Origin of the sequence: Pseudorhizobium halotolerans (assembly GCF_902153235.2) — a bacterium.
GTDB lineage: Bacteria > Pseudomonadota > Alphaproteobacteria > Rhizobiales > Rhizobiaceae > Neorhizobium > Neorhizobium flavum.
This window is the reverse complement of the sequence record NZ_CABFWE030000002.1, coordinates 16,408-31,587: the sequence shown is the minus strand read 5'-3', so window position 1 is coordinate 31,587 and position 15,180 is coordinate 16,408. Positions and strand designations below refer to the sequence as shown.

At 62.5% G+C, this 15,180-nt stretch carries 19 protein-coding genes; 11 read left to right on the top strand and 8 right to left on the bottom strand.

The features are described 5' to 3' along the window. Positions 1–70: 70 nt before the first annotated feature. Both FN060_RS02715 and FN060_RS02710 read left to right on the top strand, forming a co-directional pair. Positions 71–349, top strand: a complete 279-nt coding sequence (locus FN060_RS02715) for a type II toxin-antitoxin system Phd/YefM family antitoxin (protein ID WP_046119001.1) — start codon at positions 71–73, stop codon at positions 347–349. Beyond that, on the top strand, positions 336–767 hold the full coding sequence (locus FN060_RS02710) for a type II toxin-antitoxin system PemK/MazF family toxin (protein ID WP_142586782.1): 432 nt from the start codon (positions 336–338) through the stop codon (positions 765–767). Before FN060_RS02715 ends, FN060_RS02710 begins: the two co-directional genes overlap by 14 nt. A 23-nt stretch (positions 768–790) precedes the next feature. Here FN060_RS02710 and FN060_RS02705 read toward each other — a convergent pair whose 3' ends face one another. Next, the gene (locus tag FN060_RS02705) at positions 791–1,072 is read right to left on the bottom strand and encodes a DUF7673 family protein (RefSeq protein WP_142586781.1); all 282 of its coding nucleotides are present in this window, start codon (positions 1,070–1,072) and stop codon (positions 791–793) included. A gap of 178 nt (positions 1,073–1,250) precedes the next feature. Here FN060_RS02705 and FN060_RS02700 point away from each other — a divergent pair, with 178 nt between their 5' ends. Next, the gene (locus FN060_RS02700) at positions 1,251–2,420 is read left to right on the top strand and encodes an RHE_PE00001 family protein (RefSeq protein ID WP_210310804.1); all 1,170 of its coding nucleotides are present in this window, start codon (positions 1,251–1,253) and stop codon (positions 2,418–2,420) included. Between the two features lie 169 nt (positions 2,421–2,589). Here FN060_RS02700 and FN060_RS02695 read toward each other — a convergent pair whose 3' ends face one another. Genes FN060_RS02695 through FN060_RS02685 form a run of 3 tightly spaced genes read right to left on the bottom strand, consistent with a single transcriptional unit; the run spans position 2,590 to position 4,730 of the window. Further along, complete coding sequence (locus tag FN060_RS02695) at positions 2,590–3,624, bottom strand: PD-(D/E)XK nuclease family protein (protein ID WP_142586779.1); 1,035 nt, start codon at positions 3,622–3,624, stop codon at positions 2,590–2,592. A 57-nt stretch (positions 3,625–3,681) separates the two neighbouring features. After that, on the bottom strand, positions 3,682–4,398 hold the full coding sequence (locus tag FN060_RS02690) for an IS6 family transposase (protein ID WP_142586778.1): 717 nt from the start codon (positions 4,396–4,398) through the stop codon (positions 3,682–3,684). After that, a complete protein-coding gene (locus FN060_RS02685; RefSeq protein WP_185929034.1) occupies positions 4,395–4,730 on the bottom strand; it encodes a hypothetical protein in 336 nt (111 codons plus the stop codon). Before FN060_RS02685 ends, FN060_RS02690 begins: the two co-directional genes overlap by 4 nt. A 36-nt stretch (positions 4,731–4,766) precedes the next feature. Here FN060_RS02685 and FN060_RS02680 point away from each other — a divergent pair, with 36 nt between their 5' ends. The 6 genes from FN060_RS02680 (at position 4,767) to FN060_RS02655 (ending at position 10,123) form a co-directional block, all read left to right on the top strand. Further along, a complete protein-coding gene (locus tag FN060_RS02680; RefSeq protein ID WP_082077839.1) occupies positions 4,767–5,498 on the top strand; it encodes a HupE/UreJ family protein in 732 nt (243 codons plus the stop codon). Positions 5,499–5,517: 19 nt separating this feature from the next. Continuing rightward, positions 5,518–6,189: a transmembrane anchor protein gene (locus FN060_RS02675; protein ID WP_142586776.1), complete on the top strand. Its 672-nt coding sequence runs from the start codon at positions 5,518–5,520 to the stop codon at positions 6,187–6,189. Between the two features lie 147 nt (positions 6,190–6,336). Continuing rightward, entirely contained in the window at positions 6,337–6,855 is a 519-nt protein-coding gene (locus FN060_RS02670; protein ID WP_142586775.1) for a Crp/Fnr family transcriptional regulator, read from the top strand. 63 nt (positions 6,856–6,918) lie between these two features. Beyond that, positions 6,919–7,527, top strand: coding sequence for a class I SAM-dependent methyltransferase (locus FN060_RS02665; protein ID WP_244467752.1), 609 nt, complete (start codon positions 6,919–6,921; stop codon positions 7,525–7,527). Beyond that, positions 7,512–7,979, top strand: coding sequence for a (2Fe-2S)-binding protein (locus FN060_RS02660; protein WP_052642655.1), 468 nt, complete (start codon positions 7,512–7,514; stop codon positions 7,977–7,979). Before FN060_RS02665 ends, FN060_RS02660 begins: the two co-directional genes overlap by 16 nt. Beyond that, a complete protein-coding gene (locus FN060_RS02655) occupies positions 7,979–10,123 on the top strand; it encodes a xanthine dehydrogenase family protein molybdopterin-binding subunit (protein ID WP_052642657.1) in 2,145 nt (714 codons plus the stop codon). The genes FN060_RS02660 and FN060_RS02655 overlap by 1 nt, the downstream gene beginning before the upstream one ends. 15 nt (positions 10,124–10,138) lie before the next feature. Here FN060_RS02655 and chrA read toward each other — a convergent pair whose 3' ends face one another. The 3 genes from chrA to FN060_RS02640 all read right to left on the bottom strand — a co-directional run bounded on the left by chrA (position 10,139) and on the right by FN060_RS02640 (position 13,389). Continuing rightward, positions 10,139–11,542, bottom strand: a complete 1,404-nt coding sequence (gene chrA / locus FN060_RS02650) for a chromate efflux transporter (protein ID WP_142586774.1) — start codon at positions 11,540–11,542, stop codon at positions 10,139–10,141. A 2-nt stretch (positions 11,543–11,544) separates the two neighbouring features. Beyond that, positions 11,545–12,363 (bottom strand): chromate resistance protein ChrB domain-containing protein, encoded by an 819-nt coding sequence (locus tag FN060_RS02645; RefSeq protein ID WP_052642660.1) that lies wholly within the window; start codon positions 12,361–12,363, stop codon positions 11,545–11,547. Positions 12,364–12,993: 630 nt separating this feature from the next. Further along, entirely contained in the window at positions 12,994–13,389 is a 396-nt protein-coding gene (locus FN060_RS02640; protein ID WP_097143401.1) for a MerR family transcriptional regulator, read from the bottom strand. Between the two features lie 69 nt (positions 13,390–13,458). Between FN060_RS02640 and FN060_RS02635 the strand changes: the two genes are divergently transcribed. Both FN060_RS02635 and lspA read left to right on the top strand, forming a co-directional pair. Then, positions 13,459–14,325, top strand: a complete 867-nt coding sequence (locus tag FN060_RS02635) for a cation diffusion facilitator family transporter (protein ID WP_225341519.1) — start codon at positions 13,459–13,461, stop codon at positions 14,323–14,325. Beyond that, positions 14,322–14,813, top strand: a complete 492-nt coding sequence (gene lspA, locus FN060_RS02630; protein WP_080843345.1) for a signal peptidase II — start codon at positions 14,322–14,324, stop codon at positions 14,811–14,813. Before FN060_RS02635 ends, lspA begins: the two co-directional genes overlap by 4 nt. A gap of 22 nt (positions 14,814–14,835) precedes the next feature. Here lspA and nadE read toward each other — a convergent pair. Next, positions 14,836–15,180 (bottom strand): NAD(+) synthase (gene nadE, locus FN060_RS02625; RefSeq protein WP_185929032.1); only part of this gene is annotated, 345 nt, incomplete at its 5' end.

The following is a 15,180-nucleotide window of genomic DNA, read 5'->3' as shown; positions in this document are numbered from 1 at the left end:
TGACCCTAGTCTCCGGCGATCTTGCGGGAATTACGGAAAATCCGTATATTCCGGAAAAAGGAGTTTTGACATGACGTCGACCGTGACCGCCGCGGCGGTTTCCAAGAACTTCGGGGCCTATCAGGATGCCGCCGTGCGTGAGCCGGTGATCATCACCAAAAACGGCCGGCCGCGCACCGTGCTGATCGCCTATGAGGACTATCTGCGGCTGTCGCGGCGCGACCGTCGCGTCGAAGCGACGGCGGAACTGAGCGACGATGACATCGCCGCGGTCGAAAAATCCGAAATGGAGCCAGGCTTCGATCATCTCAATGCCGAACTGCTGACGGGCAAGAATGCTGCCGACTGAAATCAAGGTCGGCCACGTCTTCCGCTATTCCTATCTCTGGCACTGGCAACATCTCGAAGGCCGCGAAGAGGGCGACAAGGACCGGCCCTGTCTGGTGCTGGCGTTGGTCACCACGCTCGAGGATGGCACGCCGGTGGTGCGCGTGCTGCCGATCACCCACACGCCGCCGGGCCGGGCCGACGAGGCGATCGAAATTCCGCCGGCGACCAAGCGCCGCCTCGGGCTCGATGACGAGCGCTCGTGGATCGTGCTTTCCGAAAGCAACCGCTTCGCCTGGCCGGGACCGGACATCCGGCCGGTCGACAGCGACAGCGGTTATTTCGGGCCATTGCCGCCGGCGCTGTTTGCCGAGGTGAAGCGCCGCTTCGTCGAACTTGCCCGGGCGCAGCGGCACACGCCGACGGCTCGAACCGATTGAATCTGTCATGACTTCCGTCCTTTTCACGCCGGCTCCGATCGCCAGCGTTTGATGATGCTTTCGATCTCGCCACGGTATTCCGTCGGATAGACGGCGTTCTCCACCCGCGCGAGGTAGGTGAAGATCGTCGCCATGTCCTCCGAGACCTCGCGGTCGACGGCGAACAGGTCGGCGATGTCGAAGCCGCCGAGCGCCTCGGCGTTCCACCAGGCGAGCAGCAACTTCGCTACCCGGCGGCCTTGGCCGGTATTGTCGTGGGCGATGTTCAGCAGCTTCTCGAGGGCAAATCTGACGCGGTCTTCCATGTTTTAAGCTCCGAGCAGCCGTGGTTTGGGGCGAGCTTAGGCGATTTGCGACTCCAAAACCATTACTATCGATACTTGAAACTTATCGGCGGCCAGGCGTGGCCTGGAGCATTCTATCCAGTGGCGAACCCGAACCCCGAACTAGCTTTCGCTTAGCAAATCATTTACCATAAGATCAATGGCTTACAATCTATCCAAATTGCCCATCCCAACCCTGCTGAAACCCGTCGCCGACGCGGGCAGCGCCTTCGCCCGCCTCGACGAACGCATCGCCCGCTCGCCGGTCGGAGGCGGCTTCCTCGAGCGCACCCAATATGCCGACGCCTGCGCCTCGCTGTGGATCGATGGCGAACTCGTCCACCTCGAAGACCTCATCCTCCACGACAGCCTTCGCGATATCCGCACCCCCACCCACGAACTCACCATCGCCCGCGACGTGCTGCGCACCCGTCGACGCATCGTGTCACAGCCGCCCGCCTGGGCACTCTCAGAAGACGGCCTGCGCAGCCTCCGCCAGACCCGGCCCGGGCAGGCGTGGCCTGCTGCATCTTTGGGAGATGGGGGCGCCGGTGTGGCCGACGAAGCCGCGACGGGTGAGGTTGCCGACGGGCCAGGGCTCGCTGAAGGGGACGGGGAGGCTGGTGAGGATATCCTGGATGCCGAGCTCGCCGCCATCGATGCACTGTTGGCCCGTTCGGAAGCGGTGATCGAACAGGCCAGGAAGCCGGGCCCCGCGAAAAGCGCTCCCGGCCCCGCTCCCGGCCGGGAGCGGGACCCGTTGGTCTATGATCTTGATTGGGATGAGGATGCGCGGCTGGAGGAATGGCGCGCCATGCTGCGCGGGGCGCAAGAATTTCCGGCGGTGCTGCAGGCGATCATTGCGCTCGACGCCTGGAACGAGATTGCCGTCCTGCAGCACGCCGGCTGGATGGGCCGGCTGCTGGCCGCATCCATCCTGCGCCACGGTGGTGTCACATCAGGTGGTCACCTCGCGGCCATCAATCTCGGCCTGAAAACCATCCCGGTTGATCGCCGCCGCCATCGCCACCGCGAAACCCGGCTGCTGGCCATCGCCCAGGGTTTTATCGCGGCCGCCGAGATCGGTCTCAAGGAGCATGACCGGCTGGCGCTGGCGCGGCAGATGATGGAACGCAAGCTGGCGGGAAGACGAACCTCGTCAAAGCTGCCGGAGCTGGTCGAGCTGGTGATGGCAAAACCGCTGGTGTCGGCGGGGATGGTGGCAAAAACGCTCGAGGTGACGCCGCAAGGAGCGCGGCGGATCGTGTTGGAGCTCGGCTTGAGGGAGATGACGGGGAGGGGGAGGTTTCGGGCGTGGGGGATCTTGTGACGCCCATGGCCTTGATCATCTGGTAATCTCTGGCGGAGGCATCGCCTTCTTGCAGGGACTGGCCTTTGATTGTCCTGCCCCTGTAGATGCATGGATGAGCCGGCTCCGTCGGAGCGGAACAAGAACGCTGACACTCTCTCGCCGTTGTGTCCGAGGTCGCGGATTTCTTTCAGGCGCTTTGGGTCACGACAAATTTCTTGAAGTCCGACACTGACGGCGCTAGCACCTCAAAAACGGGATCGAAGCGCCTCATGAGAGTGTTGATCGCCTTCTCCAATTCTTCGATGTTTTGGGTGTCGCTGATATGCACCCCATTGTTCTTGAAAAATCGCGAATACTTCTTGCCTTGCTGGGTGGATCCCTTTTGAAACCCGACAAGCCTCGTGCCATCAGCTTTGCTAGCCTCATCAATCCGCTCGATGAGATCCTTCCTTAGTTCGTAATCCCGCAGGGGGCCGACTTCAGCGAATAGCATCAGCCGTCCGGAACTGCTATCCCCGTCCTCACGGAGTTCCAACCAACATATCAAAGGGTACCTAGCCCACCATGTCTCGCAGCCCTCCCATTTCAGATCCGGACCGAGGCTCTCCACCCAGCGCCGAGGAAGGAATGAAGCCTGATAATTATTGTGCCCGCTGAACATGAAGGTGCGGTCGTCTATTACAAAATCATCACCGTAATCCAGGTTTTCCCCGAATGCGGACTCTACTGCGAGCACAAAATCAGTAGTGGCACCGTACTCCATGATGAAGTCCAAAACCTTACGATGCGAGCGGTAGAGTTGGCGCGCCAGACCTTCTATTTCGATCCGTTCACTGCTCATCCCGGTCGCTTCCCGTATAATTTCGACATAATGGCGTACAAACAACCCGACATCACTGCGGATGGTCTCCCCGTGCTGTTCAAGCAGGCTCGGCAGGATTTCACAGATCGCGGAGTAATGGATGGGTACGAAATTTTCATCCTGAGGTGGCTCTTCGTAGAGGGTCAGAAAAATCCCCCTTACCTTTAGGGCACCTTCATGAGGCTCGAAAATTGAACGCACACGATCGGCATACTTGGCTAGCTGCCCTTCGTGCTGGTTGCTCTGGAACTTGTTCTCAATAATGAAAACCCAGTTTAGGCGGGGCAGCAGGATGAATATATCGATGTTCTGCCACTCGCGACGGACATCCGCATCCCGTAGATCAGCCTGAGAAGGCACCGTAAGGCATCGTAAAGTTAAGAGACTCCGGTCAAAAGCTTCGTCCGCCGCTCTCGCTTATGCTGCCTGCAGGCGTGCGATCTCATTCCACATCCGCATGGCTGCGGCTCTCAGTTCGCGGTGATGATCGGATGGAATATTGTGGCGTGGAAAGTGGAAGAGATTGGCGACCGGGTCATGAATTGAAACGAAGCGCTGGAGATGTCGGGCAGACTTGAAGCCCTTCATGATCTGCTCTCGCCGTCGTGTCGGTTGATGGGAGTTTTCAGCCCGGTTGTTCAGGCCTTTGTGTGAACGATGATCGACGCCGGGCATGATGTCTCGCTTGGCAGCGCCATAGGATCGCAGTTTGTCGGTGACCATGACGCGCGGCACATGCCCTTGGCCTTTGAGAAGCTTTCGCATCAGGCGTTTGGCGGCCTTGGTATTTCGGCGGCTCTGCACCAGCACGTCGAGAACGAAGCCATCCTGATCGACAGCCCGCCACAGCCAGTGTTTCTTACCGCCAATGGAGATGACGGCTTCATCGAGGTGCCATTTGTCGCCGAGCTTTCCGGCTGAGCGTCGCCGGATGTCATGCGCAAAGTGCCGACCAAATTTCTCCGCCCAAAGGCGCACCGTCTGATGGGAAACGATGATCCCTCGCGCCGCCAGCAGATCTTCAACCATCCGCAGACTGAGTGGAAAACGAAAATAGAGCCACACGGCATGGGCAATAACTTCGGCTGGAAACCGGTGGCGGCGATAAAGGCGATCACGAGTGACTTGGGTCATGCTGAAAGATCGCATAGGCCGATCGCCGGCTGGTTAACTTTACGGTGCCCGCGCCGGCAGTCGTCGTCGCAAACGATGCCCATTCCCATGATCACGGCGATCATTCGCACGATGACGATCTGGAGTTCGCCCTTAACGCCGCCGATGCGCCGGATCACCATCACGCCGATCACACGCACGAAAAGGCGGGTCTGGTCGCGGTGGCGGGTGACATGTTGCGCAACGCCCTGGAGGCGGACTATGCGCTCGTCGATGGATACCTCGACGGGGGCCTTCCATTCGGCATCGACCGGCCCCCGCGCTCCGTAAACCGCGCCTGATCCACGCCGCATCCCGCGGCCGGTTCACCTCGTTTACGGAAAACACTCATGACTACACCACTCCGCGGAGGTGTGTCGCACGGCCAGTCCGTCCGGCACACGCTTCTTTATGCGGCGCTTGTCGCGCTCTCGCTTCTGCTTCTCGCGGGCACGGCAGCAGCCCACGCCGTCGCCGAAGGCGACAAGGGCTACATCCAGGAAATCACGGGCATCCACCTGATCCCGTTCGTCTATCTCGGCGCCAAACACATGGTCACCGGCTACGACCACCTGCTCTTCCTGTTCGGCGTGATCTTCTTCCTCTACAGGCTGAAGCACATCGCCATCTATGTCAGCCTCTTCGCCATCGGCCATTCGACGACGATGTTGCTCGGCGTCTATTATGGCTGGAATGTCAGCGCCTATCTGATCGATGCCGTCATCGGGCTCTCGGTCGTCTACAAGGCACTCGACAACCTTGGCGCCTTCCAGCGCTGGCTGGGCTTCCAGCCGAACACCAGGCTGGCGACGCTGATCTTCGGCTTTTTCCATGGTCTCGGCCTCGCAACCAAGATCCTGGAATACGACATTGCAGAAGACGGGCTCGTTCCCAACCTTCTCGCCTTCAATGTCGGCGTCGAACTCGGCCAGCTTATCGCGCTCGCCGTCATCCTCATTGCCATGAGCTACTGGCGCAAGACCTCCGGTTTCCTGCGCCATGCCTACACCGCCAACGTCCTGATGATGACCGCGGGCTGGCTGCTCGTCGGCTATCAGCTCACCGGCTATTTCGTCTCCTGATCCAACAAGGACAATTCAAATGTTTAATTCACAAGCTCCCAATCCCGATGACCTGCCGACCTCCGCGCAACTCGTCAAGTCGACGGTCATTTCCGTCGTCGCCGCTGCCGCGCTTCTCGTCACCGTCGTAATGCCGTCCGAATACGGCATCGATCCGACCGGCCTCGGCTCCACGTTGGGGCTGACCGAGATGGGCGAGATCAAGACCCAGCTTTCGGACGAGGCCGAGCGTGATCGTCAGATCGACCAGAACCAGCCCGCCTCGCTGGATCAGGGGGCGGGATCCGCGACGGGCACGGCACCTGTCGAGGGATCGAGCCTTCTCGATCGCATCATCCGCGAGTTCGGCGTCTCGTCCGCCCATGCGCAGGAGGCACCGCGGCAGGACGAAACGTCCATCACCTTGCAGCCCGGCGAGGGTGCCGAGATCAAGCTCGTCATGATCAAGGGGGCCAAGGCAAACTATGCCTGGACGGCCAACGGCTCGAAGGTGAACTTCGACACCCATGGCGATGGCGGCGGCGAGAGCATCTCCTATGAAAAGGGTCGCGGCGTCGCCGAGGACTCGGGCGTTCTGGAAGCTGCCTTCGACGGCAACCATGGCTGGTTCTGGCGCAATCGCACCGGCGATCCGGTCACGGTGACGCTGAAGACCGATGGCGCCTATTCCGACATCAAGCGCATGATGTAACAATCGAGGCCGGCGGATGCTGTTCCGCCGGCCCTTCCTTACGTCCAAACAGGAGATTTCAAGGTGCGCGTCAGGCCTGAGGATTGCAGGGCCATCGGCCTGTTCGAAAGCATCGCGGGAGAAATCCTTGCCGAGCGCGACCTCCTGATGAACGCCATCGAACTGCGGCATCTCAACGCCGGGGAGGCCCTGTTTTCGCAGGACGAAGCCCACCCCTTCATCTATGTGGTGCGGCAGGGCCTGCTGAAGCTGACCTACCTCAACGCGCATGGCGACGAATGGACAAAGTCGCTGGTCGCTGAAGGGCAGTTTTTCGCGAGCCTCTCGGCGCTGCGCTCGGGCCAGGCGAGTTTTTCCGTCTGCGCGATCGAGGCCTGCGTGCTGGAAAGGATGCCGTTCCGGGTCGTCGAACAACTGGCGGATCGCGATCTGGCCTGGTCGCGCATGGTGCGCAATGCGCTGATGATCTTTGCCGAGCGCAAGGAACGCCGTGAGCGCCAGTTCCTGACGATGTCCGCAGAAACCCGCTACAGGCTGCTGCTCGACGAGGAGCCGCATCTGGCGGCCCGCGTGCCGCAAAAGGATCTGGCTTCCTATCTCGGCATCACGCCGGTCGGCCTGAGCCGTATCGCGCGCCGTGTCCGGGCCGGCGTGCGCGAGACTTAACCCGGGTTAATGCGGACCGAACCGGTCTTCGCAATATCGGCTTCATCAATGATGGAGCCGAACATGAACCTGTCGCGACGCACGCCCGATCACCTACTGTTTCTCCGGTCATGGATAAGCCGGCCCCTCCAGGTGGCCGCGGTTGCCCCTTCGAGCCGCCGGCTCGCCGAGGCGATCACCGCCGACATCTCGCCACGCTCCGGCCCTGTTCTGGAGCTCGGACCGGGTACCGGGGTCTTTACGCAAGCGCTCCTGCGACGTGGCATTCCCGAAGCGGCCTTGACGCTGGTCGAACGCGAACCGGCATTCGCCGAATTGCTGCGGATACGCTTTCCGGCCGCATCCGTGCTCGAATGCGATGCGGCAACACTACCCTCCGGATGTCGCGGCTTTTCGGCGGCCGTCAGCGGCCTGCCGCTTCTGTCGATGCCGCCGGGTCAGGTCGAACGCATCCTCGCTGGTGCATTCGAGCGCCTTGTCGGCGACGCGTGCTTCTACCAGTTCACCTACGGTCCGCGATGCCCTGTACCCGAAGCCGTCCTGCTCCGGCTTGGCCTGGCCGCATGGTTTCGTCGCTTCGTGCCCCTGAACCTGCCGCCGGCAAGCGTCTACCGGATCGCACGCACGTCATCGCTTCACGAGCGGGAGGCCTCGCAATGCGCATCCTTCTGAACACCAAGGCGGAGACCATTCCAGACGATCTTGCAGAAGAGCCCTTGCTCTTCGTGCTCAGGGACCATTTCGGGCTCAATGGCCCGAAATTCGGCTGCGGCGTCGGCTCCTGCGGGGCCTGCACCGTCGTTGTCGATGGCGAGGCGCAGCGCTCCTGCCTGCTCCCCGCCGGTTCCCTCGACGGCAAAGCCATCCTGACCCTTGAGGGACTGTCCGCCGGGGCAAAACTGCATCCCTTCCAGCAGAGCTGGATCGCCGAGAGCGTGCCGCAATGTGGCTACTGCCAGAATGGGCAGATCATGACCGCCTATGCGCTGCTTGCCGCACGGCCCGAGGCCGGTGCCGACGACATCGCCGAAGCCATGGATGGCGTGCTCTGCCGTTGTGGAACGCAGGCGCGGATACACAAGGCGATCATCCGGGCGCAGGCGATGATGCGGGAGGAACGGTGATGGCAGACCTGTCCCGGAGACGTTTTCTCAAGGCGCTCGGCTGGAGTGCTGCGGGCATCACGGTCGTTGCTGGCGGGGCGACATTCGCGCTGATACCCGTCTTGCCGCCGCGCAACAGATCGACGCCCTCCGACGCGGCCGCCTGGATCAGCTTGCGGCCGGGCGGCAGGTTCAGGCTTCTGTCGACGCGCGTGGAAATGGGGCAAGGCATATCCATCGGGCTGAGACAGGTCGCAGCCGGCGAACTGGGCATCGAACTCGATCACATCGATCTGGAACTGCCCGATACGGCGCTCATTCCCGTCGCCCGCTCGACGGTCGGTTCCGATGCGATGCGCGAGACCGGACCGCTGGTGGCCCAAGCGGCGGCCGCCCTTCGAAGCGCCATCTTGAACAAGGCCGCCGAGCGGCTCGGTCGGCCCGTCTCGGCGCTCGAGATTGTTGCGGACGGCGTCAGCGACGGCATCGCCAGCCTTCTGACGTTCGAGGCGCTCGCGTCCGGCCCGCCGCTGCTCGTAAAGGCGGAGGATGTCGGGACAGCACGGCCGAGGCTGATGGAAAGGCGGGATGGTCACAGCGCGGTGGGCCGCCCCATTCCGACGCACGACATCGAGGCGATCGTCACCGGCAACCGGCCGCTCTATGCCGACGATATCAGGCTCGACGGCATGGTGTTCGGCGCGGTCGTCCGTCCGCGCACGATCGGCGGGCAGATCCGCTCCGTCGATGCGTCGGCTGCAAGCGTCGTGCCCGGCTATGTCGGCCTCTACCGCGAGGGCGATTTCGTCGGCATCGTGGCCACCCGTCGCGGTGCGCTCGCGCAGGCGCTGGACCTGCTGTCAATCGACGAGGACAACGGTCCGCCGAACGCGACCGCCGACGTCGATACTATGCTTGACGTGGCTGACGCCGGACAGATGGAGCACGTCATGCTCGACGAGGGCGAGGCCGGGCGCGGTCCCTTCGACATCGATATCACGCTGTCCGTGCCACTCGCGGCACATGCCTCGATCGAGCCCCGCACGGCCATTGCCCGTTTCGTCGATGGCGGCCTGGAAATCTGGACCGGAACGCAGGATCCCTTTTTCGTGCGCGACACGCTGGCCGCCGCCTTCGGCCTCTCCCGCGAAGCCGTCCGGGTGCATGCCATGCGGATCGGTGGCGGTTTTGGCGCACGGACCATTGTTGCGGCCGAGCTGGAGGCGGCAAGGCTGGCCAGGCTCTGCGGCAGGCCGGTGAAGGTGCAATGGTCACGGCGCGACGAGTTCCAGGCGGGGTTCCATCGACCGCCGTCCTGCCACCGTATCCGGGCGGCAGCCGACGGGACGGGGCGCATTTTGCGCTGGCACCACATGTTCCGCTCCGGTCACGTCATCTTCACCTCCGCCGCCATGGGACCGGGCCTGCAGTTCGCCACGAGCTTCGTCCCCGATCCCGGCGTCGGGCGGGGTGCGATCCCGCCCTATCGCGCGGATGCGACGCATGTGGCCTTCGAGGATGTGCGCCTCCCGGTCAAGACGGGTCCATGGCGCGGCCTCGGGGCTGCCGCGAACCACTGGGCGATGGAGACGGCCATTGATGCACTCGCCCGGGTCAAGGGGCTCGACCCGCTGGCGATGCGGCTTGCGGCGCTGCCACCGGAGCACAAGCGACTGAAGGCCGTCCTGGAAGAGGTCGCGGACATGGCCGGCTGGAGCGATCGTCCGGGCTCGGGCGAAGAGAGGATGGGCCTTGCCTGCGGTATCTACAAGGACATGTCCTATGCCGCAGCCATCGCGCGGGTGATCCGCACGGACGGCGGATACAAGGTGGCGCGCCTGTGGTGCGCCCATGATTGCGGCCTGGTGATCAATCCGGATCAGGTTCGCGCACAGATCGAGGGCAATCTCGTCTGGGGCATCGGCATGGCCCTCAGGGAAGCGCTCGCCATCGACGGCGGCGCAATCACGCCCGAGAATTTCTTCGATTATGCCGTTCCGGTCCTGTCCGATGTGCCCGACATCGACATCCGGCTTGTCGAGGGCAGTGCCGCGCCGACCGGCGCCGGCGAGACGGCCATCGTCTGCGCGACGGCCGCCATCACCAACGCGGTCGCGGCCATCACCGGTGAAACCGTGATGCGGCTTCCGGTAAGCGTCGCGTGAGGATAAATCCCGCCCTCACCGCATGCCGGCAAGGGTCCAGGCCATGCCGAGCACCGCGCTGCCGAGGAGCACCGTCATCACCGACATTTTCAGGCGAAAGATTGCAAGGACCGCCAGGAGCGTCAGCACGAGCGAGGCCCAGTCGACGGACGAAAGCACGGGAACTTCCATCTTGAGCGGCCCGGCCTGGATAGTGGTCACGTCCGCAAACAGGACGTGCAGGCCGAACCAGATCGCAAGGTTGAGGATCACGCCGACGACGGCGGCCGTGATCGCCGCCATCCCGCCGGAGATGGCCGCGTTGCCACGCAGCCGCTCGATGAACGGCGCCCCGAGGAAGATCCAGAGGAAACACGGCACGAAGGTCACCCAGGTCGCAAGCACGGCACCGATCGTGGCGGCCTGCAGGGGACCGAGACCGCCCGCGTCGCGGTAGGCACCCAAGAAGCCCACGAACTGCAGCACCATGATCAGCGGTCCCGGCGTCGTTTCCGCCATCCCGAGGCCATCGAGCATTTCGCCCGGCCGCAGCCATTGATAGTTCTGCACCGCCTCCTGCGCGACATAAGCCAGCACCGCATAGGCGCCGCCGAAGGTCACCACGGCCATCTTGCTGAAGAAGAGGCCGATCTGGGTTAAGGCATTGTCCGGACCGAGCGTGACGTAGAGAATTGCAACGGGCGCGAGCCAAAGCAGCAACAGGATCACTGAAACGCGAAGCGACCATCGAAGGTTTGGCCTCGCGTGCTCCGGCATGCCCTCCCCGAGAACGGAGTCGGCATCGGACAGGGTTTTTCCTGCCGCCGACTTGTGGCCGTTCGATATCGAAAACCAGCCGTACCCGGCTCTCGCCCCGATAAAGCCGATGGCCCCGGCCGCCAGTATGATCACGGGAAAGGGCACCCGGAAAGCAAAGATTGCGATGAAGGCCGCCGCCGCGATCAGCACCATCGCGGGGCTTTTCAACGCCCTGCCGCCAATGCGGAAAACGGCCTGGACAACGATCGCCAGCACAGCGGCCTTTAGTCCGAAGAACAGCCCCGCGACCACGGAAACCTCGCCGTAGAGGACGTAGATATAGCTGAGCGCAAGGATCGATAGGAAGCCGGGCAGGATGAAGAGGATGCCTGCCATGAGACCACCGGCGGTCCGATGCATCAACCAGCCGAGATAGACGGCGAGTTGCTGGGCTTCGGGGCCGGGCAGCAGCATGCAGTAGTTCAGCGCGTGCAGGAACCGGCTTTCGCCGACCCACTTTTTCTCGTCGACGATGATCCGATGCATGACCGCGATCTGGCCCGCCGGACCGCCGAAGCTCAGCGCCGCGACGCGCAGCCAGACCTTGAACGCCTCCCTGAACGAGACGCCGTGCTCCGTCGGCCCGCGCGAAGGTTTCACCGAAACGATCGTGTCCGCCATGATCAGCCTCCCTTTCTCGCGGAAGGCCAGTCATGCGCCTCCCCCGTCGCATCCCGGCACCAGCGATAGAAGGCGTCGTAGAGTGTCATGCCAGCCTCGAGCTGTTCGAGGTCATCGTTGAACATGCGCGACAGGCCAAGCGATGCAGCGAGCAGGCCCGCCACTTCGGGTGCCAGATCCGGCCGGGCCGTATCGGCGCCGCGCACGATCGTCGAAAGCCGCAGGAGCGGCGGTGTCGAAAGTCCGAACGCCTCGACCATCACATCGAACGTGCAACGCTCGCCCCGGTGGCTCCAGAGGACATCCTCGATATCGAAGGGCGTGGCACCGAAACGTTCGGCGACGGCGGCGACTTCGCTTGCCGCAACGAACAGGAAGAGAGCGTCCGGATCGACGAAGCGCCGGATCAGCCAGGGGCAGGCAATACGATCGATCTTCGGCCGCGCGCGCGTCACCCAGACGGTTCGCCCCTGAGCATCGCGCTCCGGAATGAGACTGGTCGGCACCAGCGGAAGACCCGCGGCTTGCCACGCCTCAAACCCGCCTTCCAGAACTTCGGCACTGATCCCTTCCGTCCGCAGATAGGCGGCCACGCCATGGCTGAGCTTCTTGCCCTTCTGGCAGATGGTCACGACAGCTTCGCCGGTCACATGCCCCGCCCAGGCTGCGACATCATCATAGGGATGGCGGCGCGAACCGGGGATCAGCCTCGGATCGGCCTGGAAATCGTCGTGCGTGCGCACGTCGATGAGCACCGGAGCACTCGGTGTACCAATAAGGCGGTTTAGCTTTTCGGGTGAAATTTCAAGAAACGACGGCATCGCGCGTCCTCCGTTAGCCGGGTCAATGGACGCGATTCTCTAGCATGACGCCTCGTGGGGTGATCGCGACCCCATGTGAGATTGATTTACAGCAGTTTTGGAGGCTGTCAATTCGTGACTGCCGCATAGTCTCGACAAGATTCTGACTTTCTCATTATCTCCGTTGACAATGATAATGCGGAGGTGAGGGACTGGGTCAGAGGTTCAGATCCCTTCAAGGCGTTCGATGCCAACAGCCGTCCATGCTTATCTGTTCTATCCCGGCAGACGGCAGAACTCGCCAGCCTTCAAGGTTGTTGTCGAGGCGTTGAAGATTTGATGTGCCGATCAGCCGGTTGAGCTGCAAATGGCGAGCCTGATCCTCAGTTGAGCCACGCAAGCAGCCCAACCACGCCGACGGCCTGTCTTTGTGCGACTGCGTCTGGTACCGAGATTGCGTGAGTTTCTCCTCGAAGGCCGTGCTCGTCTCAATGTCCAGTTCCAACAACAATGACGGGCCGCTTAAAACACTGGCCGACGCTTTGCGACAGTCGGCTGCGCGACACCGAGACGCTGGGCAACATCCACTTGCCGGGCCTCGTCCGCCGGAACTGTCGGTTGAAGTCTGCCAACACAGTTTTGATGTCAGCCTCAGGGTCTTCCTCCCGCCATGGCGTCGATGATCCGGCAATCGGCCACCTGACCGAGACGGCATTCGGCTATCATCCGCCGCAGTTCCGTTTTCAGGTTCGTAAGACGGGCGATACGATCTTCCACGGCGTCGAGTTGGCTTTGGGCGATGCGGCTTGCATCCTCACACGATGCTTCCGGTTGTTCCTGGAGAGCCAGAAGAACGCGCACCGATGCCAGATCGAAACCAAGTTCCCGGGCATTCCGGATAAAGCACAGTCGTTGCGCGTCTGCTTCGCCATAGGTGCGACGGCCGTTGGACATCCTGGCTGGGATTGGGAGGACCCCGATGCGCTCGTAATAGCGAATAGTCTCTATGTTCACGCCCGATTTCTCGGATAAGTCGCCGATCTGCATTTTTCGTCTTGCTCCTGTAGTCACTACAGGTAGTACCATGGTCGAATTCGAATATCGAGGACCGACGAAATGGCAGCAGCTGCAACCGACACGATCCGCTATCAGGTGACGGGGATGGATTGTTCCTCCTGCGCCGCCAAGATCGAGGGGGCCGCGCGCAAGGTCGAAGGCGTGGCCGACGTGAAGGTATCGATCGCATCGCAGATTATGACACTGCAAGTTGACGAGCCGGCGAACCGCCTGCCTCTGCTGGAAAGCGCCATCACGGGTCTGGGTTATCAGCTTGACCGCATCGGCCCATCCAGCGACACGGCAGACGGCGATGACGACGACAGGATTCCGGACCTGTCGCATGTCACCCCGGCATATAAGAGGGCGCTCTGGATCGTCGTGCTGCTGAACGTTGGCTACGGAGTCGTGGAGATCGTCGGAAGCTTCCTCGCCGGCTCCCAGGCGCTACAGGCGGACGCCCTCGACTTCCTGGGGGACGGCATGATCTCATTCCTGGGGCTGGTCGCGGTCGGATGGGGCCTCGCCGCTCGCGCCAAGGCGGCTCTTCTACAGGGTGTTTTCCTCGGCCTGCTCGGACTTGGCGTCGTCGCGTCCACCATCTACAGGGTGTTTATCGAGCATCAGCCGGAATCCGTGCTCATGGGCGGCTTCGCGCTTGTCGCCTTCGTCGTCAACGTTCTGGCGGCCGTGGTGCTCATCCCGCACCGCAAGGGCGACGCGAACATGCGGGCGGTGTGGTTGTTTTCGCGAAACGACGCGATCGGCAATCTCGCGGTCGTGGCCGCCGCGGGCTTGGTCTGGTGGACGGGAACACAATGGCCTGACCTCGTGGTCGCGTTCGCAGTTGCAGGCCTCTTCCTTCAATCGGCGTGGTCGATCATCCGGGACGCAAGACAGGACCTCTCTGCGGCGAGGGACAGATGAGGGCGGTTGCTTCAATTGCCGTGGTCCTGGTCGGCGCGGCACTTGACCTGGGAGCGAAGGCGTGGGCGCGGGCGAGCCTTGAACCTTACGGTCCCCCCACGGACTTTCTGCCTTTGGTACCGTTGCGACTGACCTTCAACAAAGGCGTGTCGTTCAGCATGTTCGCTGTCGACGGCGAAATCGGCAAAGCCGTCCTGATCGGGGTTACGGGCATTATAACACTTGTCATCGCCATATGGGCGTATCGTTCGCGCGGCTGGCAACGGGCAGCCCTGTCGATGATCCTGGCTGGCGCGCTCGGAAACCTGATCGACCGCAGCATGAGGGGCGCCGTGACTGACTTCCTGAGCCTCCGCTTTGGTGAATGGGAGCCGTTCGTGTTCAATCCGGCCGATGTCTGGATTTCTTCAGGCGTGGCCCTTCTGTTGGTCCTGCAGACCACGCAAAGCGGAACCGCCGAGGTGGGCGACGGTACGTCAGCACGGTAACGGGGCCTAAGGGCCATTCCTGTCATTGCGGCGAGAGTGGCAGGGCGCGCTTGTGGGCCGTCGCGACGTGCGTCGCGAGGATGCGCTGAAACTCGGGTTCTCCGATCGGCTTTCCTTCCAGGAAGTCGTCGATGTCATCATACGTGACCCCGTAGACGTCTTCATCGGGCCGCAGCGGAGCGTCGGACTCCAGATCGGCGGTCGGCACCTTGAACACCAGGTCCCTCGGCGCTCCGAGATATTCGGCGAGCGCCCGCACGCGCCGCTTGGTCAGTCCGGAAAGCGGCAGGACGTCCGCAGCGCCGTCGCCGAATTTCGTGAAGAAGCCCATCAATGCCTCCGCCGCATGGTCAGTCCCGATCACCAG